The organism is Amycolatopsis sp. N2S4-7, from assembly GCF_058119595.1.
This window is the reverse complement of sequence record NZ_CP172299.1, coordinates 9644610-9666810: the sequence shown is the minus strand read 5'-3', so window position 1 is coordinate 9666810 and position 22201 is coordinate 9644610. Positions and strand designations below refer to the sequence as shown.

The following is a 22201-nucleotide window of genomic DNA, read 5'->3' as shown; positions in this document are numbered from 1 at the left end:
CCTGGGGTCGGCTGGCAGGGCTTTCGAAGCCTACGTGGCGCGGCGGCCGGGCCCTTGTGCGGGTGGAACCGCTTGGAACGAAACGACTACCGTGTGCAGGGTGAACATCGTGGAGACCTACACCGGGCACGTCGAACCGGGCGGCGACGCCACCCGGCGGACGCTGGAGGCGCTGACCATCACCAAGCTGTCCGTCGGCCCGATGGACAACAACACGTACCTGCTGGTGTGCCGGGAGTCGAACGAGGCGCTGCTGATCGACGCGGCGAACGACCCCGAGCGCATCTCGGACCTGATCGGCCACGGCCCGGACCGCCCCGCGCTGCGCACGGTCGTCACCACCCACCAGCACCAGGACCACTGGCAGGCCCTGGGAGCGGTCGCGGGAGCGAACGGCTCCAACACGGCGGCCCACCCGCTGGACGCCGGCCCCTGCCGGTCCCGCCCGACTTCCTGGTCGAGCACGGCGACACGCTGTCGGTGGGCCAGGTCACCCTGTCGGTGATCCACCTGCGGGGGCACACCCCGGGATCGATCGCCCTGCTGTACCGCGACCCGGCCGGCCACCCGCACCTGTTCACCGGGGACTCGCTGTTCCCGGGCGGGGTCGGTCGGACGACGTCACCTTCGGATTTCCAGTCCCTGCTGGACGACGTGTCCTCGCGGATCTTCGACGAACTGCCGGACGAGACGTGGTTCTACCCCGGTCACGGCGACGACTCGACGCTGGGAGCGGAGCGGGCGAAGCTGCCGGAGTGGCGCGAGCGCGGCTGGTGACACGGGGCTGCCCGCTTGCCGGGCGGCCCGCCACCGCGCCGGCTACGGCACCGACCGGGGACGGGCCGACCCGGTCTTCTCGCGCGCAGTCGATCAGGTCGTCCTCGGAGGACCCGCCCGGATAACGCTTGGGACGTCACTACCGGGCACCGGGCAACTCTCCGGGCGGACCGGGCGTCTCCTGCAGACCCAGCGCTGGGACTTCCACCGGTTCGCTCTGCCAGGAGGTCCACCATGTCCAGACCCGTGCCCCGCGCCCTCGTCGGCGTCGGCCTGCTGATCGCCGGGAGCCTCGCCGCCGCCGGCGGGCCCGCGGAAGCCGCTTCCGCCGCTCCTGCCCTCACCGACATCCGGACCGGGCTGAACTCCGGGTTCGACCGGGTCGTGCTCGATCTGGGCAGCGGGTCCGCGCCCGCCGTCTCCCACCAGCTCGTCGACGACCTCACCGCCGACCCGAGCGGTGAGGTCGTCTGGCTCACCGGCGAGTACTTCGTCAACGTCAGCGCGACGCCCGCCGCCGCGCACGACGAGGCCGGGAACCTCACCTACACCGGGCCGCAGAAGTTCCGGACGCGGAACCTCGCCAACGTCATGGCCGTCGCCGTCACCGGGGACTTCGAAGCGCACCTCACCATCGGGCTCGGGGTGCGGTCGCGGACCGCGGTGAACGTCTTCACGCTCACCGCGCCCAACCGCGTCGTCATCGACGTCGCCCACTGAGCCCGCGCGGCGCGGGTGGCCCCGGTGTCACCCGCGCTCGTACGGGATCTTCTCCCCCGCCTCGACCGCGAACGGCAGGTGGTTGCCCGCCGGCGGGAGCGGGCACGTCGCGAAGTCCGTGAACGCGCACGGCAGGTTCACGGCCCGGTTGAAGTCCAACGTCACCGATCCGTCCGGCGCGGGCGCGCCCACCGGCAGCGACCGGTTCGCCGCGTACGTCGTGTTGCCGCTCGTCGCGTCCGTGAACAGGATGCTGAGCCCGCCGTCCTTGCCGTTGAACGCCGTCAGCGTGTGCGACGAACCGCCGTGGGAAAAGTGGACCACGCCCGGCGCCGTGTAGACGTGGCTCAGGCCCTCCACCACGGCGCCCACCGTGGTCGGCCGCGGCGAGTCGAACGGCTCGAAGCGCCCCGGAAGCACCCACGACTCCGACGGCTCGTACGCCGGGACGCCGTGGAAGGCGCGCAGGACCTCGGCCTTCGGGTCGTGCACGCGGATCAGGTACCCCGACCGGCGGGCGACCTCGATCTCGACGTCGCCGGCCAGCACGCGCGTGCCCGCGCCGCTGTTGACCAGCTCGAACCGGCGGACCTCGGTGATCGGCGAACCCTCGTGGGTCAGCGAAGCGCCGGCCGGGTCGACGTACGCCGCGTCCGCGTCCTGCCACCAGCGGCCGGGGATGCCGGGGTACTCGCGCGGCGCGTCGGTCAGCCAGTCCAGCGAGACCAGCGCCAGCCACCCGTGCGGTGCCGCGAGGTCCGCTTCGCGCCCGGTCTTCCAGTCCTGCCACTCCTGCGTGAACGTGCTCATCGCGGGCCCCTTCCCATCGGCTACGACGGTGCCAACCCGCCGCCCGCGCCGGTATTCCGCGTCCCAGTATCCGGACCCGTCCGCACCCAGGCGATTTCGCGCTCGCCGCCGGCGGACACGACGACCCGCCGGAACTCCGCCGGGTCCTCGGCGACGGCGGCGTGGAAGCGGTCGGAGACGATCAGCAGCTGGTCCGCCTCCGGCGCCGCCGCCATCGCCCCCTTCAGCTCCTCGGATTCGCACAGCCACGCCGACAACGCGATCGCCGCACCGCCGAAGTACGGCGGGCGCAGCACGACGTCGCCGTGGTCGGCCGCGAGCCTCAGCCGCAGCCTGCCGAACTCGTTGAGGTGGCGGTTGCGGCGGCGCAGCGCCTCGTCCAGCAGGCCGACGAGGCCGGTCGCGACCCACCGCCGCGGCACCGTCGGCGGGATGACCAGCGTCGTGTGGTCCCCCTCCGGCCTGCGGAACCACGTCGGGGTGCGGTACGGGACCGGGACGCGCTCGAACACCTCGTCCAGCACCGCGTCGAGGGTGACGCCGAGGTGCACCGCGCGGGCGGTGCGGCCGCGGCTCGGGGCGACGATCCCGATCCGGACGACGGTCGCGGCCACCGGGACGGTCCGCATGAGCCCTCAGCCCTCCGGCGGATCGAACGACCACTGGAGGCCGTAGCTCAGCCCCTGGTGCAGCTCGTGGAACTCGAGCCCCACCTCGCCGACCCGGTTGACCGTCAGCGCGTCACCCGAGTCGACGCCGTCGTCGATCACCCGGCTCGGCACGCCGTTGAGGCGCCACACCCGCGACGGCGGGGCGGCGCGGTCGAACCGGACGCGCACCGAGAACTCCTCGCAGCGGCGCAGCGGCGTCATGGTGTAGTACGGCCGCAACGTCGTGCGGCGCGGCGCGAAGCGGATGCCGTACTCGTGGCGCTGCCCGAGCCGCAACGGGCTCGGGAGCCGCATGACGAACTGGGCGTGGCTCGCCGAAACCTGCCGCGCTTCGACGATTTCGCCGCCGAACAGCACGTCCGCGGTGATGTCCGGCACCGGGTCGCTGCCCGGCTCGGCCGGCACGCTGAACGACAGGACCAGCTCGTCGAGTTCGTCGACCTCCGCGACGATCCGGCGTTCCTCCTGCAGGTCCGGCGGGTCGCGGTCGAGGCGCAGCATCGCCTTCATCGACTCGACGTACCAGCCGGCCAGCGGGTGCAGGTCGCGGCCGCGCGCGGGCGCGCCGAGCAGCTCGTCGAGCCGCCGGAACGCGAGGTCGATCCGGCGGCGCGCGGTGCGCGGGTCGCGGTCCAGGACGCTGGCCAGCCACGAGATCCGGCGGTCGAGGAACTCCCCCGCGGCCTCCTCGTGCAGGCCGAGCGCCGCGAGGGCGGCCAGCCGCAGGTCCGCCGGCAGCCGCCCGCACAGTTCGGTGAGCCGCAGCACGAGCTTGTGCCGCGCCGCGGCGGGCTGGTCGATTTCGGTGATTTCGCACGCCGCCCGCAGGTACGGGCCGATCCGCTGGTGCAGGTCCGCCGCGTCGAGCCCGCGGCCGCGGCGCAGTTCGTTGAGTTCGCGCACGAACGGGAAGGTGTTCTCCTCCGTCATCCCACCCCCTCACGCGAAAATAGAAGCTCACATTACCAGTGGCGAGTTCCGCGGCGGCAGGACAGATCACGGACACGCGCATTCGCGGAATGGCCGGGCCGGCCGGCCCCCCACGAGCCGGCCGGCCGGGCCCCGCCGCGGGTCAGTTCGCCCCGAAGATCAGCGCCCAGATCGAGTGGCTCTCCATCACACACACCTCCTCATCGCTGTACCCAGGCCGAGGCGGAGAAGGGTGCGGAGCCGTGCAACGCCGGCGCGGCCGGTTCCGCCACGTTTCCGGTGGCCGTCAGGAATCCCGCGACGGCACCGACCACGAACGCGGCGAAGACCGATTTCACCAGGGTCAAAATCTTGCAGTAGACGTTCACGACAAGCACTCCCCCGACCTCGCTCGAAAATGAAATCCGGCCGGTCGGCATCGCTTTCTTTTCCCGGCCGGACTCCAGGATCGCCGGGTGGCGGCGTGGGTCAGATGCCCGCTGTCACGGGTGTTGTGTGCCGTTTGGCTCAGAACGGGCGAAGGCACGCAGGACGCGCGGACGGCGGATGAGGATCCGGCGGCGGCCGGTCTCGACGATCCCGCGCTCCCGCAGCACGCGCAGTGCCCGGGCGACGGTACGCCGGGCGGCGCCGATCTGCGCGGCGATGTCCTCCTGCGACAGGGAAGCCTCGATGACGATTCCCTCCGGGCCGGTCCGGCCGTGCTCTTCGGCCAGCCGGACCAGGTGCACCGCGACGCGGCGGGTGACGTCGAGGGCGGCGGAGTCGACCCGCGCCGACTCGGCGGCGCGGAGGCGGGCCGCGACCGTCTTGATCGTCGCGATGGCGATCTCGGGCCGGGCGTGCAGGACGTCGACGAACTGGGCCCCGGTCAGCTGGAAGACGGTGCACGGCTCGATCGCGCGCACCGACGCCGACCGCGGCCGGCCGGTCACCGCCGCGAGGTCACCGAGCACTTCGCCGGGACCCCGCAGCCCGAAGAGCACCTCGCGGCCGTCGTCGATGACCGCGGAAACCCGCACCCAGCCGGCGACCAGCACGTGGACGTGATCGGACGGGTCGCCCTCCATGAGGACGACGTCGTTGGCGCGGAACCGGCGGCGGGTGCCGCGGGCGAGCAGGTATTCGCGATCGGCGTCGGCGAGGTAGGCCAGGAGCGCCCCCTCGCCCGTGTCGTCGTGCCCGCTCATGGCTCCCCTCCGGATCTCCACCGTAACCCGGCGTGGTGGCCTGGGGCGAGGGTCGCGACCGGTAGGGTCGCCGCGTGGACGTGGAGATCTACACCGACGGCGCGTGCAGCGGGAACCCGGGACCGGGCGGCTGGGGCGCGGTGCTGCGCTACGGACGGCACGAGCGCGAGCTGTACGGCGGCGAAGCCACGCCGACGACGAACAACCGGATGGAGCTGACGGCGCCGATCCGGGCGTTGGAGAGCCTGACCCGGCCTTCGCAGGTCCGCGTGTACACGGACAGCACGTACGTCCGCAACGGGATCACGCAGTGGCTGCCCCGCTGGAAGAACAACGGCTGGCAGACGGCGGCGCGCGCCCCGGTGAAGAACGCGGACCTGTGGCAGCGCCTGGACGCGGCGATCGGCGAGCACGAGGTCGAATGGCTCTGGGTGAAGGGCCACGCGGGACACCCGGAGAACGAGCGCGCCGACCGCCTCGCGGTCCGGGGCGCGCAGGAGGCCCGGGAGAGCGGGAAACCGGTCAACGCCGGTTAGTCCGAAAAGGACGGACGCTGCGCCGTCCGGGCGATCGGCGTTCCCTCTCCCGGCGTTCCGATGCAGGAAACGCCTTCGCCGGCGACCACTACGCCTCCCGGCTCGACGGTTTCCTCTTCGTGAACGCCGAGGCGACGAGCGGTGGCGGCCACCCCGATCCGGGGGTGCTCGACGACGCCGCGGACGTCGCCGCCGCATTTCCGGTGCCCTGAAACCGCGTCCGGCGGAACTGCTGTTCCCGGCGAATTGCCGCGGGTACGGCTGGCGAACGTCGGCTCCACCGACAACCGGTGCGAGTGAATCCCGGTGTCGTCCAGGGACCCCCACCCGCCGTGGCACAATTCGCCCGTGCCTTCCGCCCTCTGCCCGTGCGGCCTCGCCGCGTCCTACGCCGACTGTTGTGGCCGGTTTCACGAGGGCAGCCTCGCCGCTCCCACGGCCGAACTGCTGATGCGGTCGCGGTTCAGCGCCTTCGCCGTCGGGGACACCGGCTACCTGCTGCGCACCTGGCACCCGGACACGCGCCCGCGCCGGCTGAGCCTCGACCCCGGCCAGGAGTGGACGCGGCTGGAGATCCTCGGCCGCACCGGCGGGGGCCTGCTGCACGCCGAGGGCACCGTCGAGTTCCGGGCGCACTACCGCCACCAGGGCCGGGACGGCTTCCTCGAGGAGAACAGCCGGTTCCGCCGCGCGGACGGCCAGTGGGTCTACCTCGACGCGGACGCCTGATGGGCACCGCCGTCGTCGGGGTCGCCGGTGCGCTCCTCGGTGTCCTGGCCGGCGGTCTGCTGCAGCACACGCTGGCGGCGCGCACCCGCCGGTGGCAGCGGGAGGACGCGCTCGGCAAGCTCAAGCAGGCCGTCTACGCCGAGTTCCTGCGCGCGATCAGCGCGAGCTACGGCCAGGCGCTGGCCGGCGACCGGAGCCGGTCGGAGGACGCCCGCCTGCACGCCGCCACGGCCGAGATCGAGGTGCTGGCCGGCCCGGACGTGGCCGGACCGGCCCGGGCGCTGGCGAACACCGTCATCGAGGTGCACTCGAAGATCGCCGCGGCCGAGGGGGTCGAGCAGGCGACCGTGGACGCGGTCGACGCCCGCCGGCTCGCGGTGATCGAGCTCTTCAAGGCCGACCTCGGGACCTTGAGTCGGTAAACCCGCCCCACGCCCCGCCCGAGCCGTGCTAAACAGTGCGGCGATGGGAAAACTGACGCGCCGCGCCCGGGCGAAGGCGGACTACCTCGGCTTCATCGGCGCCCGGGAGTGGCCGCTCGCCGCGTCCGGCCTGGGTGTCGTGCTCGGCGTCGTCACCCTCCTGCCGAGCGCCGTCGGCGTCGTGCTCTCCGTCGTCGCACTGGGGCTCGGCGTCGCCACCTTCACCCGGGACGTCCGGCTGCTGCGCCGGCGCTGGGCCGGGTTCGAGTTCACCACCATCGCCGCCCCCTTCCCGACCGCGGAGCTGCCGCCGCCGCCGGCGTACCCGGCGTCGGAGTACCTCGCCGTGCCCGCCCGCGGGACGGCGCTGGTCAGCGCCGCGATCGACCGGGACCTGTGGGAGGCGCGGCACACGATCGACGTTGCCGAGGAGCCCTACCGGCTGCCGCCCGTGCTGAAGGCGACCGCGCCGCACGTGCTGCCGCTGCGGGCCCGCGGCCGCCTGTTGTTCAACGGCCCGATCATCGGCATGCGCGGGGACCCGCTGCCCGCCACGGGCGCCCGGCCGGCGCCGATCCGGGTGCACCGGGCCCGGTTCTTCGACGCCGTCTGCTCGAACGAGCTCGGCACGCTCCGCATCACGCGCGCCGGCACCGGCGAGGAGTACGACCTGCGCAAGGCCGAGCTCACCGACACCGACGGCGCGCTCCGGGAGCTCGGCAGCAGCACGCTGGCCGACCTGGTCGGCGTCTCCACGGTCGCGTTCACCACCGACGGCAAGCTGGTCACGGTCCGCCAGTCGTCGCTCAACTCCGTCAGCGGGCTGCTGCTGGCGCCGTCGGGCAGCGGCTCGCTCGAGCCGAGGGACCTGCGCACGCCCGACGGCGGCACGCGCCGGTTCCTGCACACGACCGTCTGCGCCGGGATGGAACGCGAGCTCTGCGAGGAAAGCGGGATCGGACCCGCGGACGTCCGCTCGACGAAGCTGGTCGGGTTCGCGCGCTGGATGGAGCGCGGCGCCAAGCCTGAGTTCTTCGGGCTGACCGAGCTGTCCCTCGACAGCGCCGAGGTCGCCCGCCGCCGCCCGGTGAGCGGCGAACGGCTCTACAGCGCCGGGCTGACGTTCTTCGACGTCGACCTCCCCGCGATCGGCGCCGCGCTGGCCGGCGGTGTCCCGCTGAGCGAGGCACTTCCGCAGCGGCTCTGGGAAGACGGCTCGCTGCCGCTCCTGCTGGCCCTGCGCGCCGCCGCGGCGTGGCAGGCCGCCCGCGTCTGACCAACCGGACGAACGCCCCTGTTCCCCGCGTGACCCGACCGCTACTATCGTCCGCAATTGTTAGGGAACTTTACTAACAATTGCCACCTTTCCCTCGCCGCCGCGGTGCCTAGGAGGCGCGCAAGTGAGCTATCGGCAGAGAAGAACACGGACCCTACTGGTGGCGGCCGCCTTGGCCGTCGCCGTGAGCGGGGCGACCGTCCCGGCGGCGACCGGGCAGGAACCGGCGAAGGCGGTGGTCGCGGCCGCGGCACCGGCCACCCCGGTGCCCGGCTTCCTGATCCAGACGTCGGCGCAGGTCAGCGACGACTCGGCGGTCTCGAAGCCCGGCTTCAACACGGCCGGCTGGTACCCCGTCGGGCCGCGCTCGACCGTCTACGCCGGCCTGCTGGCCAACGGCAAGTACGCGGACCCGTTCTACTCGACCAACATGAAGAACGTGCCGGTCGCGGACTTCCAGGTCCCGTGGTGGTACCGCACCGACCTCACGGTCGCCGACACCACCCAGCGCACCTACCTCGACTTCAGCGGTGTGCTCTCCAAGGCCGACGTCTGGGTCAACGGGACGCGCGTCGCCGACAAGACGCAGGTCAACGGCGCCTACACGCGCCACGACCTCGACATCACCGCGCTGGTGAAGGCGGGCACGAACAGCGTCGCGTTCAAGGTCTACCCGAACGACCCGAACAAGGACCTGTCGATGGGCTGGATCGACTGGGCGCAGACCCCGCCGGACCAGAACATGGGCATCGTGCGGGACGTCCTCGTCCGGCGCAGCGGCCCGGTGGCGCTGCGCGGCGGCCACGTCGTCACGAAGCTGACCGGCCTGACCCACGCCGACCTGACGGTGAAGGCCGACGTCCGCAACGACTCCGCGTCCGCCGTCTCGACGACGGTGTCCGGCACGGTCGCCGGGCGCGCGATCAGCCAGACGGTGAGCCTGGCGGCGAAGGAAAAGAAGACCGTCACGTTCCCGGTGGTCGGGATCGACAACCCGCAGGTCTGGTGGCCGGCCGGGATGGGCGGGCAGCCGCTCTACGACCTCGACCTGACCGCGAGCGTCGGCAGCGCGGCGTCGGACTCCTCGCACTCGAGCTTCGGCGTGCGCCAGGTGACGGCGAACAAGAACTCCAGCGGCGGCCGGGCGTACACGATCAACGGGCGCCCGCTGCTGATCAAGGGCGGCGGCTACTCGCCGGATCTCTTCCTGCGCTGGAACGAGCAGTACGCGGCGGACAAGCTCGCCTACGTCAAGGACCTCGGGCTCAACACGGTGCGCCTGGAGGGGCACATCGAGCCGGACGAGTTCTTCGACCTCGCCGACCGGATGGGCGTGCTGACGCTGCCCGGCTGGGAGTGCTGCGACAAGTGGGAGGGCCAGGTCAACGGCGAGGAGAAGGGTGACCCCTGGACCGCCGCCGACTACCCGGTCGCGAAGGCGTCGATGACCGCGGAGGCCGAGCGGCTGCGCGACCACCCGAGCGTCATCTCCTTCCTCATCGGCAGCGACTTCGCCCCCGACGCGACGATCGAGAAGAACTACCTCGACGCGCTGAGCGCCGCGGACTGGCCCACGCCGGTGGTCCCGGCCGCGTCGGCGAAGTCGTCGCCGCAGCTCGGCTCGTCCGGGATGAAGATGAACGGGCCGTACGACTGGATCCCGCCGAACTACTGGTACGACAAGGCGCACTCGGACAGCGGGGGCGCGTGGAGCTTCAACTCCGAAACCAGCGCCGGGCCGGACATCCCGACCATGGACACGCTCAAGCGGATGATGTCGGCGAGCGAGCTGGACACGCTGTGGAAGAACCCGTCGGCCGCGCAGTACCACCGGTCCTCGTCGTCGACGTTCGCCAACCTGAAGCTGTTCGGCAACGCGCTGTCCGGCCGCTACGGCGCGCCGTCGAGCCTCGCCGACTACGTCCGGAAGGCGCAGCTGGCGCAGTACGAGAACGTCCGCGCCGAGTTCGAGTCGCACTCGCGCAACTTCAGCGACAGCTCGAACCCGGCCACCGGGATCATCTACTGGATGCTCAACAGCGGCTGGACGTCGCTGCACTGGCAGCTGTTCGACGCCTACCTCGACCAGAACGGCTCCTACTTCGGGGCCAAGAAGGCGAACGAGCCGCTGCACATCCAGTACTCGTACGACAACAAGTCGGTCGTGGTCGTGAACCACAACCACGACGCGGCGTCGAACCTCACCGCGTCCGTGAAGCTCTACAACCTCGACGGGACGGAGAAGTTCAACCAGTCCAAGACCGTTTCGGTGGGCGGTGACGGCGCGAAGACGACCGCGCTGACCATCGGCTCGGTGAGCGGGCTGTCGACGACGTACCTGGCGAAGCTGGTGCTCACCGACGCGGCGGGCAAGGAGGTCAGCCGGAACGTCTACTGGCTGTCCACCAAGGCCGACACCCTCGACTGGGCCAACAGCGACTGGTACTACACGCCGACGACGTCCTACGCCGACCTGTCCGGGCTGAACGGCCTGGCCCAGGTGACGCTGGGGTCGACCGCCACCTCGACCACCAACGGCGACGGCACCACGACGACCAAGGTGACGCTGACGAACGGCTCGGCGAACAAGGTGCCGGCCTTCTTCGTCGACGCGCACGTGGTCGGCGGGGCGGGCGCGCCGGTGCTGCCGGTGCGGTGGACCGACAACCAGGTCAGCCTCTGGCCCGGCGAGTCCACCACGCTCACGGCGACGTACCGGACGGCGGACCTGCACGGGGCCGCGCCGTCGGTACGGGTCTCGGGCTGGAACACGGGGACGAAGACGGTGCCCGCGGACGGCACGGTCGACCCGGGCAACCCGGCGGATTACCAGGCCGAGGACGCGACGATCGCCGGCGGCGTCGCGGAGTCGAACCACCTCGGCTACACGGGCACGGGATTCGTCAACTACGACAACGCGACCGGTAGCGCGGTGGAGTTCACCGTGCCGGCGGCCGCGGCGGGTAGCGCGAACGTCGTCCTGCGGTTCGCCAACGGCACCACGACGAACCGGCCGATGGACATTTCGGTCAACGGCACGAAGGTGGCGTCCGGAGTGGCGTTCGGCGGCACCGGCAACTGGGACACCTGGCAGACGGTCACGGTCCCGGTGACGCTGACCGCGGGCACGAACAAGATCAAGGCGACCGCGACAACCGCCAACGGCGGCCCGAACGTCGACAAGATCACCGTCTAGCGCGAAGTGAAGGCCACCTTCCGGGCCTCCGACGCCCGGAAGGTGGCCAGCTCCGGTCCTCGCGCCAGGAACTCCCTCGTGGGGCCGACCGCCGCCGGATCGCTTCGGCGGTGAACTCTCCGCCACGGATCCGGGCGGTCCTCGATCGCGGTGCGGATCAGCCCGGTCCAGCGGGCCAGGACGAGTGCGGTTGTGCCCACGCGTTGGCGGGCAGGGCCGGATCATCGGCCACGTCGGCGAGGGCGCGGACGGCGGCGACGGCCTCGGCCCTCAGCCGGCCGGGTCCCACCACGCCGAGCAAGGTGTCCGGGGCGGCCCCGGCCGCTCGGCTCAGTCCCAGAGCAGGCGCTGCTCCCGGTCCGGATCGGACACCGTGGCCGAGACGTCGTCGAAGAGGCGCGTCACGCGGTCCGCCGGGGTGTAGCGCGGCCAGCCCGGGTCGCCGGTCGTGACGAACCGGACCCACGCGTCGAACATCTCGGTCGCCATCGCCTGCAGCCGCTCGGCCGGGAACGGGCGGCCGGCGAACAGGAACCGCCAGTTCTTGTTGCGGATGTCGTCGAACACCAGCGGCAGGTCGAGCCCGTGCGGCGCCCCGAGGCCGCGGCCGCGCGGGGCGATCCGCCAGTCCAGGCGGTACATCCAGGCGTCCGGCCGCGCTTCGGCGAAGCGGATCGCGGGGATCCACCAGTCGCCCGCCGTCAGGGCGCGGTTGCGGATCTGGTCTTCGGGCCAGTCGAGCAGCTCGGTGTACGCCGCGACAGCCTTCTCCACCGCGGACGGGTCCAGCATCGTCGAGCCGACGCCGAGCAGTTTCGCGCCTCCCGACTGCAGCCAGCTGAACAGGTCCTCCTCGTCGGCCGTCGTGCCGATGAGCAGCGGGACGTCCCGTACGCCGTCCAGCGGCCGGTGCGGGAGCAGCTCGTCGCCGACGACCACCCGGTAGGTCACCTTGGTGCCGGACACCGCCGAAACCCGTTGCTGCGCCTCGAGAATCCGCGTCACGGGCAGCGTCGCCAGGTCCTCCGGCGAGGCGGCCAGCTCGGAAAGGACCGCCGCAGCGACCGCCGCGCCTTCGGCCGGGGTGTGGACGACCGAGCCGACGCCGGTGCCGCTCTGCACGATCGCCTGGTGGACCAGCCCGCGGGTGGCGGGCACGGCGAGCAGCGTCCCGACCGTCCGGCCGCCGTTGGACTGTCCCGCGAGGGTGACGCGCCCCGGGTCGCCGCCGAACGCGGCGACGTTGTCCCGCACCCACTCGAGCGCGGCGACCTGGTCACGCAGGGACAGGTTCGAGTCGGCGACGCCGGGCAGGTGCAGCAGGCCGAGCACCCCGAGCCGGTAGGCGACGGTCACGACGACCACGCCCCGCCGCGCGTACGCCGACGCGTCGAACTGGTGCGGCGCGCCCATCACGCCACCGCCGCCGTGGATCCAGACGAGAACGGGGTGCGGCCCGGCCTCCGCGGGCGCGTAGACGTTCAGGTACAGGCAGTCCTCGTCGCCGGTGAAGCCCCGGCCGGTCAGCTCCGGCTGCGGCGCCCGCGGCGCCCACTTCGTCGCGTCGCGTTCGCCGGACCACGGCGGCACCGGGCGGGGCGCGCGGAACCGCAGCTCTCCCACCGGCGGCTCGGCGTACGGCACGCCGAGGAAGGTCCGGACGCCGTTCCCTTCGGAGCCACGCAGGGCGCCGGCCGCGATCTCCACCGTCGTCACGACCTCAGCCTAGGAGCTTGCGCCGGAGTGCGCTCCAGCGTGTTGACTGGGCCACACACACTGGGAGGAACCATGAGCGCGGCCGAAAACAAGCAGCTCCTGAAGACGGCGTTCGACGCCTGGGCGACCGGCGACATCCGGCCGCTGATCGCCGCCATGGCCGACGACGTCACGTGGACCGTCAGCGGCCACAACAGCTGGGCCGGCAGCTTCCGCGGCAAGGACGCCGTCCGCCGCGACCTGCTCGGGCCGCTCGGCGAGCAGTTCGCCGGCACCTACACCAGCACGGCGAGCCGGTTCGTCGCCGAGGACGACGTCGTCGTGGTCGAGACGCGGGGCAACGTGACCACGAAGGGCGGGGCGCGGTACGACAACCGGTACTGCTTCGTGTTCCGCCTCGAGGACGGCCGGATCCGCGAGATCACCGAGTACATGGACACCCAGCTGGTCGCGGAGGTGCTGGCCGACCCGGCCCGCTGACGCCCGCCTCGGCGCCCGGGTGATGATTACCCCGTGCACATCGCGGCAGAGATAGTGGCGCTGGTCGTGACCGTCCTCGTCGTCAGCGCGGTGGCGCGGCGCCTGGACTGGTCCGCCCCGCTGTGCCTGATCGTCGTCGGCGTCGGCGCGTCCTACGTCCCCGGGGTGCCCGAGTACCACCTCGACCCCGAGGTCGTGCTGCTCGGCCTGCTGCCCCCGCTGCTGTACTCGGCGGCCATCCAGACGTCGCTGGTCGACTTCCGGAAGAACCGCGGGGCGATCGGCCTGATGTCGGTCGGGCTCGTCGTGTTCACCGCGGTCGGCGTCGGCCTGGTCGCCTGGGCGGTGATCCCCGGCCTGCCGCTGGCCGGCGGGATCGCGCTCGGCGCGGTCGTCGCGCCGCCGGACGCGGTCGCCGCCAGCGTCGTCGCCCGCCGGGTCGGCATGCCCCGCAAGCTGATCCGGCTGCTCGAGGGCGAGAGCCTGTTCAACGACGCGGCCGCGCTGGTCGCCCTCCGCACGGCGATCGCCGCGCTGGCCGGGTCGGTCAGCCTGTGGCAGGTCGGCGCCGACTTCTTCCGCGCGGCGATCGGCGGGGCCGTGGTCGGGCTCGTCGTCGGGTTCGTGGCCGCGTTCATCCGCGCCCGGATGGACGAGCCGGTGCTCGACACCGCGCTCTCGTTCGCCGTGCCGTTCATCGCCTACATCCCGGCCGAGGCGATCCACGGCTCCGGCGTGCTCGCCGTGGTCATCGCCGGGCTGATCCTCGGGCACAAGGCGCCGCAGATCCTCTCCGGCTCGACGCGCCTGGCGTCCCGGCTGAACTGGCAGACCATCGCGTTCCTGCTGGAGAACATGGTCTTCCTGCTGATCGGCCTGCAGCTGCGGCGGATCCTCGCCGAGGTCGGCGAGAGCGGGCTGTCGCTGGCGGTGCTCGTCTGGATCTGCGCCGCGGTGCTGGGCGCGACGATCCTCACGCGGGTGCTGTACCTGATCGGCATCGGGACGGTGAAGCGCGTCGAACGGCGCTTCCTGCCCGGCAAGACCCGGACGAAGATCTGGCCGTGGCGCTACTCGGCGGTGATCGCCTGGGCGGGCATGCGCGGGGTGGTCACGCTCGCCGCGGCGTTCGTGCTGCCCGCGGACACCCCGCAGCGGGCCGTGCTGGTGCTCGCGGCGTTCGTCGTCGTGGCCGGCACCCTGGCCCTGCAGGGCATGACGCTGCCGCCCCTGATCCGGCGGCTGCGCCTGCCGCGGCCGGACCCGGCGGAGGACGCCCTGCAGGAAGCGGCCGTGCTGCACGACATGACCCGCGCGGCGCTGGCCAAGCTGGAGGAGATCCGGCAGCCCGACAACCCGCCGGAGATCATCCAGCGCCTGCGCGACCGGCTGCAGCACCGCGCCGACTCGGCGTGGGAGCAGCTCGGGCGCCAGAGCGCGCTGGCGGAGACGCCGAGTGACGCCTACCGCCGCCTCCGGCTGCAGCTCCTCGACGTCGAACGCCGGCAGTTCCTGAAGGCCCGCGCCGGCGGCACCGCCGACGACGACGTCCTGCGGCGGGTCCTGGAACGGCTCGACATCGAGGAGTCGATGCTCGACCGCGCCGAGGAGGAACCCGAGGTCGAAGGCCGCGAGCTGCGCACCCCGGCCGCGACGGCCGGTTCGTGCAAGCACCTGGCCCACGAGTGGGTCGACAAGGAACCGAGCTCGGCCGACAGCTGCGCCGCCTGCATCGCCGAGGGGACGACCTGGGTCCACCTGCGGATGTGCCTCAAGTGCGGCAACGTCGCGTGCTGCGACTCGTCGCCGCGCCGCCACGCGACCCAGCACTTCCACGAGAGCCGCCACCCGGTGATGCGCAGCTTCGAGCCGGGCGAGACGTGGCGATGGTGTTTCGTGGACAAACAACTCGGCTGACTCCGCCTTCCTCCCCGCCACCGCCCTCAACCGAGGCGCTTCGCGCCGCTGTACCGTCGAAGCATGAGCACGCCCGAGCAGGAGATCGAGTACCGCCAGCACCGCTTCAGCCCGCCGCCGGGCGCGACGGAGATCTTCCTGGTGCGGCACGGCGAGTCGGCTCCCGCCCGCGGGGACAACCCGTTCGAGCTGGTCGAGGGTCAGGCCGACCCGGAGCTCGCGCCCGACGGCCGCGACCACGCCCGGCGCGTCGGCGACCGGCTGGCCGGCGAGCGGATCGACGCGATCTACGTGACGACGCTGCGGCGCACGGTCGAGACCGCCGCACCGCTGGCGGAGAAGCTCGGGCTGACGCCGGCCGTCGAGCGCGATCTTCGCGAGATCCACCTGGGCGACTGGGAGAACGGCCTCTTCCGCAAGTACAGCGCCGACGGCCACCCGATCATCGAGCGGCTGTGGGCCGAGCAGCGCTGGGACGTCATCCCGGGCGCGGAGTCCGACGAGGCGTTCGGCGCCCGGCTGCGCGGCGCGCTGACCCGCATCGCCGCCGCGCACCCCGACCAGCGCGTCGCCGTGTTCACCCACGGTGGCGTGATCGGCGAGGTGTTCGCGCAGGCCAGCCGCTCGGTCGAACGGTTCGCGTTCCTCGGCGCGGACAACGGCTCCATCTCGCACCTGGTGATCCACGGCGACAACTGGATCATCCGGCGGTTCAACGACACGGCCCACCTGGCTACTCCGCTCGGCTGAGCTTCCCGGCCGCGACGAACTGGACGGTCACCAGGATCGAGACCGCCTCCGCGGCGAGCAGCCCGATCAGCACCAGCACCTGCGTCAAGCCCGCCTCGACCGGTCCCGCGCCGCCGAGCAGCACGCCGACGTAGGCGCCCGGGAGCGTGACCAGGCCGACCGTGCGGGTCTGGTCCAGCGCCGGGATCAGCGCGTGCCCGGCCGACGGGCGGCAGATCTCCAGCGCGGCCGGGCGCGGCAGGAAGCCCAGCGCGAGCGCGGCTTCGTACTCGCCGTGCCGGGACTTGAGCTCGTCGAGGGCGCGGCGCCCGGCCTGCGACGTCGCGGTCATCGCGCCGCCGATCACGATGCCCGCGATCGGCACGACGGCGATCGGCCGCGGCGGGACCACCCCGGCGCCGAGGACCAGGGCCAGCACCGGAGCCACCCCGGCCGCGATCGCGCACGCGGTCCACGGCAGGTTCGCCCAGGTCCCGACGCGGCGCGCCGACGTCACCGCGGCGATGCCGAACATCAGCAGCACGAACAGGCCGGTGAGCGGGGCCGAGCGCAGGACGGCGGTGATCACCAGCGAGACGAGGGCCAGCTGCGCGACCGCCCGGACGGCCGCGACCAGCACGGCGCGCCCGGACCCGAGCCCGCCCGCCTGGACGACCGCGGCTCCGGCGACGGCGAGCAGGACCAGGACCGCCACCAAGGCGGGTCCGAAGGTGATCGCGGCGTCCTTCACGCCGCCGATCTTGCCGGAGAACTCAGGCGGCGCAGCTGAAGAGGCGACCCGGTTCGGTCACGGCCTTCTCGGCGACGACGACGCCGTCGACGAGGATCCGGCAGCGCAGCTCGCCGGGCCCGGGGTTCTGCGCGGCGATGCTGGAGAACTCGGTGCGGTCGGCCGGGCCGACGCGGGTGAACGTCACCGACCACGGCGTCGTCACCTCGGTGCGCTGGGTCAGCGCCGAACCCGCGGCGGCGTAGGTGACGTTGCGGGCGCCGTGCGCGCCCAGCAGCTCGTAGACGACGGTGTGGCTCGCCGTGCGGACCGCGGCGGGGGCGACCGGCGCGGCCACCGGCTCCTCCTTGACCGGCCCGCGCCCGGACCGGGGCACGACGTACGACGTCACCGCGAAGGCCGCGGCGAGGACACCCAGGACCACGACGACGCTGCCGGCCGAGCGGGCCCGGGCCACGCAGTCACGGTGGTCCGTCGAAGCGGGCCGGGTCGCGGTGGGAACACCCATGGAGAGGTCTTCTCTCGTCGCGCGCACTTCCGTCGAGTGCGTCGTCTACATCTCGCCGTGACCTCACTGCGCGTTACCCGCTCGGCGCGAGAAGTCGCACTTTCACCCGGACGGGTGTGCTCGGTTTTTGTCGGACCCCGGGTGCATGATCGGGGTATGTACGAGGAGGCGGCGCCACCGCGGCGGCTGGCGGGCGTGGCCCGCTGCGTGTGGCGATCGGCTTCGGCGGGCCCGAAGCGAATCGTCCCCGACGGCTGCCTGGACCTGGTCGTCGGCGACGGCGCGGTGTTCGTGGCGGGCCCGGACACGGCGGCGTGGTCCTCGGTGACGAAGCCGGAGGCGGTGCTGCACGGAGTCCGTTTCATCCCGGGCCGAGCGTCGGCGGTCCTCGGCGTGGCCGCCGACGAGCTGCGCGACCGCCGGGTCCCGCTGGGCGAGCTGTGGGGTCGCGAGGGGGAGCTGCTGGCGGAGCGGCTGCTGGCGGGTGAGCTGTCCCCGGCCCAGGCGGTGGCTTCGCGGCTGCCGGAGGTGCCCGCGGCGGATGAGGCGGTGGCGGCGTTGATCGCGAAACTGGACGCAGGAGTGTCGCGCGTAGCCGAGGCGGCGGCGCTGATCCGGCCTGGAGCGGCGGTGAGGGGCGGCCTCGGTCGCGGCGGGGCGCGGGCAGCCGAGGTGCTGGCCCGACCCGGCCCCACCGCCGCGGAGCTCGCCGAGGCAGCCGCCGTGCTCGCCCGACCAGGCCCCACCGCCGCGAGAATCGCCGAAGCAGCCGCCCTGCTCGCCCGGTCCGGCGGCCGCCCGATCCGGCCCGATGACGCTGCGGCGCGGGTCGAGGATCCCGTCGCCACCGTTGCCGTCAGTGAGCGGCGGCTTCGGCGGCGGTTCGTCCAGGCCGTCGGGTATGGGCCCGCCACCTATCTCCGCGTCACCCGGTTCCAGCGCGCCGTCGCCCTCGCGCCGCGGGTTTCCGGGCTGGCCGCGCTGGCCGTTGCCGCGGGGTATGCCGATCAAGCTCACCTCAGCCGGGACTGCCGGGCCCTCACCGGGCTGACGCCGCGCTCCTACTTCCGTGGACCCTCCACTGTGGACGACACGGACGGTGGCCGGCTCCGTTCGGCGTAACCCGCACGGACAACCGGAAGTGAGCCTTCGGCCGAAAAGGTAAGCGGACGGTAAACGACCACCGGGAGCGCTATTCTCCCCCGAAGCGTGATCAGAGCGGGAGGGCGTGTGGCCACCATCAGCGACGTCGCGGCGAGGGCCGGCGTCTCCACCGCGACCGTGTCGCGCGCGCTCAACGGCAAGTCCACTGTGGACCCGACGCTCGCCGCGCGGGTTCAGGAGGCCGCCGCCGAGCTGGGGTATCACCCGAACGGGCTGGCCCGGAACCTGCGCCGGCAGGAGACCGCGGTGCTCGCGCTGATCATCTCCGACGTCGAAAACCCGTTCTTCACCGCCATCGCGCGCGGCGTCGAGGACCTCGCACAGCGGTCCGGGTACTCGGTGGTGCTCTGCAACTCCGACGAAAACGAGGAGAAGGAGCGGCGCTACATCGAAGTCGCGCTGCAGGAGCGGGTCGCCGGGGTGGTGCTGTCCCCCACCGGCCGGTCGACGAACGTCGAGGGCCTGCGACGCCAGGGCACGCCGCTGGTGGCGGTCGACCGGCCGCTGCCGGCCGCGGCGGGCGACCAGGTGCTGGTCGACACGCGGCACGCCGCCGCCGAAGCCACGCGGCACCTGCTCGCCGGCGGCTACCGGCGCGTCGGCTGCCTGACCGGCCCCGCCGGCGTCCGCACGGCCGACAACCGCCTCGCCGGGTACGCCGACGTCGTCGGCGAAGCGAACGTCCTGTTCCGGCGGGCGGAATACCGCGCGGAGGGCGCGCGGCTGGCCGCGCTGGAGCTGCTGGACGAGCCGTCGCCGCCGGACGCGCTCCTGGTCGCGAACAGCACGATGGCGATCGGGGTCCTGGAGGCCCTGTCGGCGCGCGGCCTGCGCTCGGGCCGCGACGTCGGCATCGTCTCGTTCGACGACGCACCGTGGACGACGCTGATCGACCCACCCCTGACGGTGGTCGCGCAGCCGGCGTACGAGGTCGGCCGCGTGGCGGCGCAGCTCCTGCTGGCCCGCATCACGGACAGCAGCCGCGACGCCACCACGACGACGCTCGAAGCCCGCCTGATCGAGCGGAAAAGCTCCCGCCGCTGACGCCGGTGCGCCTGGAAGGCCGGCTCACGTACCTGGAAAGTCGGCGCGCGGCCGAGAACCGAGAGCCGGGGGAACGACGTACCTGGGGGGCCGGCTCGTGCCAGGCCCCCCAGGCACGCCCCACCCCCTGTGTCCCCCATGGCCGGCGCCAACCCGCCGGATCCTGTGAGCACGGAGCGGAAATCGTTTACTCACACGGAACGTAAAGCCCGGATGCCGGAGTGTCAAGCCTGGACAAGCTCGTCCGATGCGGGGAAACTTACCGAAAGTTGCCTACTCAACGTGTTGCGGAATGTGCGGTAAGTGTCGATCTCTGGTGAATTCGCCCACAGATAGGGCAAGAAACCGCACGAACCCGCACACGCGCGCTGTTTCGGGTTAACCTGAGCCAATGTCTGTAGCGCTGGAGAACATCCTCGCCAAGGCGGGCCTGAAGGTCGACGCGAACGAGTTCCTCACGCTCGTCGAAGACGCGGCGCGCAGACTGTCCCCACCGAACCCCGATCCGTCGCACTACTTCTCCGCCGATCAGCGGGCCGCGCTCACCGACGTCGGCCTGGATCTGTCACCGCGGCGCGAGGAAGAACCGGACTTCCGGGCCCGCACCGTCGCCGCCCACGCGGTGCTCGCCGAAGGCGCGATGAGCGTCAACGAGGCGGCGAAAGCGCTCGGCGTCGACGACAGCCGGATCCGTCACCGCCTCAAGGAGGGCAGGTTGACCGGCTGGAAAGACGGCGGCTGGCGGCTCCCGGCGTGGCAGTTCGCCGGCTCGGGCGTGCTGCCCGGCCTCGAAACCGTGCTCAAAGCCCTCCCCGAAGACCAGCCCGCGCTCGTCGTCGCCGCGTTCATGAGCACCCCGCAGCCCGACCTGGTGATCAACGAGCAGCCGGCGACACCCCGCCAGTGGCTCCTGTCCGGTGGTGACCCGGACCACGTCGCCCGCCTCATCGCCACGCTCGGCTCGCCGTTCTAGGCTGGACCTTCCCGAGCAAGATCACCGACAAGGACGGACCACCCCCGACCCATGGCCCGGCTCCCGCTGCCGCCCGCCCGATCCGTCCTGGTCCGGCAGCTGAACCGCGCCCAGGACGTGGTGACGGTCCAGCCCGCGACCAGGCTGGTGCGGATCTTCACCGCGCACGGCAACCACCCCCAGCAGTGGAACTCGTTCCGCTACACCGGCCCGCTCCCGCACGGCCGGTTCGACCAGCAGTCGCCCGGCCGCGGCGGCGCGCCGGTCACCGACCCCGCGAACGGGGTCCTCTACTTCGGCCTCACGGTGCGCACCTCGGTCGCCGAGGTGTTCCAGACCAGCTCGACGGTGGACCGCCGCACGCGCGGTCCGCGGCTGGTCGTCGTCCGCCCGACGCGAACGCTGCGCCTGCTCGACCTGACCGGCCTCTGGCCGACCCGCGTCGGCGCGTCGCAGGAGATCTCGAGCGGGCCGAAGAAGCTCACGCAGGCCTGGGCCCGGGCGATCCGCGGCGCGTTCAGCGACCTCGACGGGCTCTGGTACCGCTCCTCGATGGACTCCGGCGACCCGGCGATCTGCCTGTGGGACCCGCCGGCGGGCGCCGCGCTGCCGATCGCGCCGGACGTGCTGCTGCCGCTGGACCACCCGGGCCTGGACGTCCCGCTGGGCCGCGTCTGCGAAGAGCTGAACTACACGCTGCTGAACTGAGCCTCCAGCAGCGGCACGATCGCCCGCAGGTCCCCGGCGTCGACGACGTGCGTGGCGGCCGCCCGGGCCGCGGGATCGGCGTTGAAGGCGATGCTCGTCCCGACCTCGGCGAACAACGGCAGGTCCGACCGGCTGTCCCCGACCGCGACGCACCGCTCCGGCGCGACGCCGTGCTCGCGCGCCTGGGCCAGCGCGAAGTCCCGCTTGCCGTACTCGTCCAGGTGCCCGGCGACGTCGCCGGTGTAGCGCCCGCCGTCGACCCCGGGCACCGTCCCGCAGTAGGCGGTGAACCCGAACCGGGCGGCGAGCATCCGGCCGACCGGGACCCACGCGAGCGTGGACAGGACCGGACGCAGGCCCCGCGCGAGGCACCACGCGACCGTCTCGGCGATCCCCTCGACCAGCGGCAGCGCGTCGAGGTGCCGCTGGATCTCCGCCTCGGTGCGCCCGGCCCAGCCCCGGGCGTCGATGGTCGCGACCTCCTGGTTCGTGCTCCGCCCTGCGGCGTAGGAGACCTCGGCGGCGAGGAGTGCGTCCGCGCACCCGAGCCGCTCCGCCACCCACGCCGACGAGCTCGTGCCGGGCACGAGCGTGCCGTCGACGTCGAAGCAGACCAGCCCCTCAGCCAAGACTGCCCCGCGGGCAGACGAAGCCGACGATCTCCGAAGCGATCAACCCGGCCTGCACGGCCGGATCGGCGGCCAGGATCGCGCGGGTCTCCTCCTCCGACGTCCGGAAGAACGCCACCCCGGTCACCGGCAACGCGGCCGACGGCGCCGGCACCGTCCCGGCGAACACGAGCGTCCCCGCCGCCTGCTGCTGACGGGCCGCCGACAGGTGACGGGCTCGCAGCTCGCGGGCCATCTCGTCGGAGATCTCGCCGGCGCGGGGGCCCGCCCGGAACAGCACCATCCGCCAGGTCTCGAGCTCGAAATCCACCTCGGGCACCGTCAT

At 72.7% G+C, this 22201-nt stretch carries 24 protein-coding genes and 1 pseudogene; 14 read left to right on the top strand and 11 right to left on the bottom strand.

What is annotated here, in order from left to right:
• Window positions 1–100: 100 nt before the first annotated feature.
• Window positions 101–777: pseudogene (locus ACH54P_RS45665) on the top strand (MBL fold metallo-hydrolase).
• Window positions 778–1011: 234 nt separating this feature from the next.
• Window positions 1012–1497 carry an AMIN-like domain-containing (lipo)protein gene (locus tag ACH54P_RS45660; RefSeq protein WP_489909539.1) on the top strand — a complete coding sequence of 162 codons (486 nt, stop codon included), beginning with the start codon at window positions 1012–1014 and terminating at the stop codon, window positions 1495–1497.
• Between the two features lie 27 nt (window positions 1498–1524).
• Here the strand turns inward: ACH54P_RS45660 and ACH54P_RS45655 are convergent, their stop codons facing one another.
• From ACH54P_RS45655 to ACH54P_RS45635, 5 genes are all read right to left on the bottom strand, one after another.
• Window positions 1525–2307, bottom strand: a complete 783-nt coding sequence (locus ACH54P_RS45655; protein WP_489909538.1) for a DUF1684 domain-containing protein — start codon at window positions 2305–2307, stop codon at window positions 1525–1527.
• A 20-nt stretch (window positions 2308–2327) separates the two neighbouring features.
• Window positions 2328–2936: a hypothetical protein gene (locus tag ACH54P_RS45650; protein ID WP_489909537.1), complete on the bottom strand. Its 609-nt coding sequence runs from the start codon at window positions 2934–2936 to the stop codon at window positions 2328–2330.
• 6 nt (window positions 2937–2942) lie between these two features.
• Window positions 2943–3908, bottom strand: coding sequence for a hypothetical protein (locus tag ACH54P_RS45645; protein ID WP_489909536.1), 966 nt, complete (start codon window positions 3906–3908; stop codon window positions 2943–2945).
• A gap of 200 nt (window positions 3909–4108) precedes the next feature.
• On the bottom strand, window positions 4109–4276 hold the full coding sequence (locus ACH54P_RS45640; protein ID WP_489909535.1) for a hypothetical protein: 168 nt from the start codon (window positions 4274–4276) through the stop codon (window positions 4109–4111).
• 114 nt (window positions 4277–4390) lie between these two features.
• Window positions 4391–5098: a Crp/Fnr family transcriptional regulator gene (locus ACH54P_RS45635; RefSeq protein WP_489909534.1), complete on the bottom strand. Its 708-nt coding sequence runs from the start codon at window positions 5096–5098 to the stop codon at window positions 4391–4393.
• Between the two features lie 74 nt (window positions 5099–5172).
• Here ACH54P_RS45635 and rnhA point away from each other — a divergent pair, with 74 nt between their 5' ends.
• The 5 genes from rnhA to ACH54P_RS45610 all read left to right on the top strand — a co-directional run bounded on the left by rnhA (window position 5173) and on the right by ACH54P_RS45610 (window position 11257).
• Window positions 5173–5634: a ribonuclease HI gene (gene rnhA / locus ACH54P_RS45630; RefSeq protein ID WP_489909533.1), complete on the top strand. Its 462-nt coding sequence runs from the start codon at window positions 5173–5175 to the stop codon at window positions 5632–5634.
• Between the two features lie 348 nt (window positions 5635–5982).
• Window positions 5983–6363 (top strand): YchJ family protein, encoded by a 381-nt coding sequence (locus ACH54P_RS45625; RefSeq protein ID WP_489909532.1) that lies wholly within the window; start codon window positions 5983–5985, stop codon window positions 6361–6363.
• Window positions 6363–6785: a hypothetical protein gene (locus ACH54P_RS45620; RefSeq protein WP_489909531.1), complete on the top strand. Its 423-nt coding sequence runs from the start codon at window positions 6363–6365 to the stop codon at window positions 6783–6785. The genes ACH54P_RS45625 and ACH54P_RS45620 overlap by 1 nt, the downstream gene beginning before the upstream one ends.
• Window positions 6786–6828: 43 nt before the next feature.
• Entirely contained in the window at window positions 6829–8061 is a 1233-nt protein-coding gene (locus tag ACH54P_RS45615) for a hypothetical protein (RefSeq protein ID WP_489909530.1), read from the top strand.
• A gap of 124 nt (window positions 8062–8185) precedes the next feature.
• Window positions 8186–11257: a glycosyl hydrolase 2 galactose-binding domain-containing protein gene (locus ACH54P_RS45610; protein WP_489909529.1), complete on the top strand. Its 3072-nt coding sequence runs from the start codon at window positions 8186–8188 to the stop codon at window positions 11255–11257.
• A gap of 157 nt (window positions 11258–11414) precedes the next feature.
• Here the strand turns inward: ACH54P_RS45610 and ACH54P_RS45605 are convergent, their stop codons facing one another.
• Window positions 11415–11549, bottom strand: a complete 135-nt coding sequence (locus ACH54P_RS45605) for a hypothetical protein (RefSeq protein ID WP_489909528.1) — start codon at window positions 11547–11549, stop codon at window positions 11415–11417.
• Between the two features lie 38 nt (window positions 11550–11587).
• Window positions 11588–12973 carry a carboxylesterase/lipase family protein gene (locus tag ACH54P_RS45600; protein ID WP_489909527.1) on the bottom strand — a complete coding sequence of 462 codons (1386 nt, stop codon included), beginning with the start codon at window positions 12971–12973 and terminating at the stop codon, window positions 11588–11590.
• 72 nt (window positions 12974–13045) lie between these two features.
• Here ACH54P_RS45600 and ACH54P_RS45595 point away from each other — a divergent pair, with 72 nt between their 5' ends.
• The 3 genes from ACH54P_RS45595 to ACH54P_RS45585 all read left to right on the top strand — a co-directional run bounded on the left by ACH54P_RS45595 (window position 13046) and on the right by ACH54P_RS45585 (window position 16120).
• On the top strand, window positions 13046–13453 hold the full coding sequence (locus ACH54P_RS45595; protein WP_489909526.1) for a nuclear transport factor 2 family protein: 408 nt from the start codon (window positions 13046–13048) through the stop codon (window positions 13451–13453).
• 33 nt (window positions 13454–13486) lie between these two features.
• Window positions 13487–15370, top strand: coding sequence for a Na+/H+ antiporter (locus tag ACH54P_RS45590; protein ID WP_489909525.1), 1884 nt, complete (start codon window positions 13487–13489; stop codon window positions 15368–15370).
• Between the two features lie 63 nt (window positions 15371–15433).
• Window positions 15434–16120: a histidine phosphatase family protein gene (locus tag ACH54P_RS45585; protein WP_489909524.1), complete on the top strand. Its 687-nt coding sequence runs from the start codon at window positions 15434–15436 to the stop codon at window positions 16118–16120.
• Here the strand turns inward: ACH54P_RS45585 and ACH54P_RS45580 are convergent.
• Together ACH54P_RS45580 and ACH54P_RS45575 are read right to left on the bottom strand one after the other, a co-directional pair.
• Complete coding sequence (locus ACH54P_RS45580) at window positions 16104–16850, bottom strand: ABC transporter permease (RefSeq protein WP_489909523.1); 747 nt, start codon at window positions 16848–16850, stop codon at window positions 16104–16106. The two genes, ACH54P_RS45585 and ACH54P_RS45580, sit on opposite strands and share 17 nt — an antisense overlap.
• A gap of 22 nt (window positions 16851–16872) precedes the next feature.
• Window positions 16873–17358 (bottom strand): MmpS family transport accessory protein, encoded by a 486-nt coding sequence (locus tag ACH54P_RS45575; protein ID WP_489909522.1) that lies wholly within the window; start codon window positions 17356–17358, stop codon window positions 16873–16875.
• 156 nt (window positions 17359–17514) lie between these two features.
• Here ACH54P_RS45575 and ACH54P_RS45570 point away from each other — a divergent pair, with 156 nt between their 5' ends.
• From ACH54P_RS45570 to ACH54P_RS45555, 4 genes are all read left to right on the top strand, one after another.
• On the top strand, window positions 17515–18480 hold the full coding sequence (locus ACH54P_RS45570) for a helix-turn-helix domain-containing protein (RefSeq protein ID WP_489909521.1): 966 nt from the start codon (window positions 17515–17517) through the stop codon (window positions 18478–18480).
• A gap of 108 nt (window positions 18481–18588) precedes the next feature.
• Window positions 18589–19566 (top strand): LacI family DNA-binding transcriptional regulator, encoded by a 978-nt coding sequence (locus ACH54P_RS45565; RefSeq protein ID WP_489909520.1) that lies wholly within the window; start codon window positions 18589–18591, stop codon window positions 19564–19566.
• 391 nt (window positions 19567–19957) lie between these two features.
• Window positions 19958–20539: a MerR family transcriptional regulator gene (locus tag ACH54P_RS45560; RefSeq protein ID WP_489909519.1), complete on the top strand. Its 582-nt coding sequence runs from the start codon at window positions 19958–19960 to the stop codon at window positions 20537–20539.
• A gap of 51 nt (window positions 20540–20590) precedes the next feature.
• A complete protein-coding gene (locus ACH54P_RS45555; RefSeq protein ID WP_489909518.1) occupies window positions 20591–21247 on the top strand; it encodes an RES family NAD+ phosphorylase in 657 nt (218 codons plus the stop codon).
• Here the strand turns inward: ACH54P_RS45555 and ACH54P_RS45550 are convergent.
• Together ACH54P_RS45550 and ACH54P_RS45545 are read right to left on the bottom strand one after the other, a co-directional pair.
• Window positions 21229–21876, bottom strand: a complete 648-nt coding sequence (locus ACH54P_RS45550; protein ID WP_489909517.1) for an HAD family hydrolase — start codon at window positions 21874–21876, stop codon at window positions 21229–21231. The two genes, ACH54P_RS45555 and ACH54P_RS45550, sit on opposite strands and share 19 nt — an antisense overlap.
• Window positions 21869–22201 carry a YciI family protein gene (locus ACH54P_RS45545; RefSeq protein WP_489909516.1) on the bottom strand — a complete coding sequence of 111 codons (333 nt, stop codon included), beginning with the start codon at window positions 22199–22201 and terminating at the stop codon, window positions 21869–21871. Before ACH54P_RS45545 ends, ACH54P_RS45550 begins: the two co-directional genes overlap by 8 nt.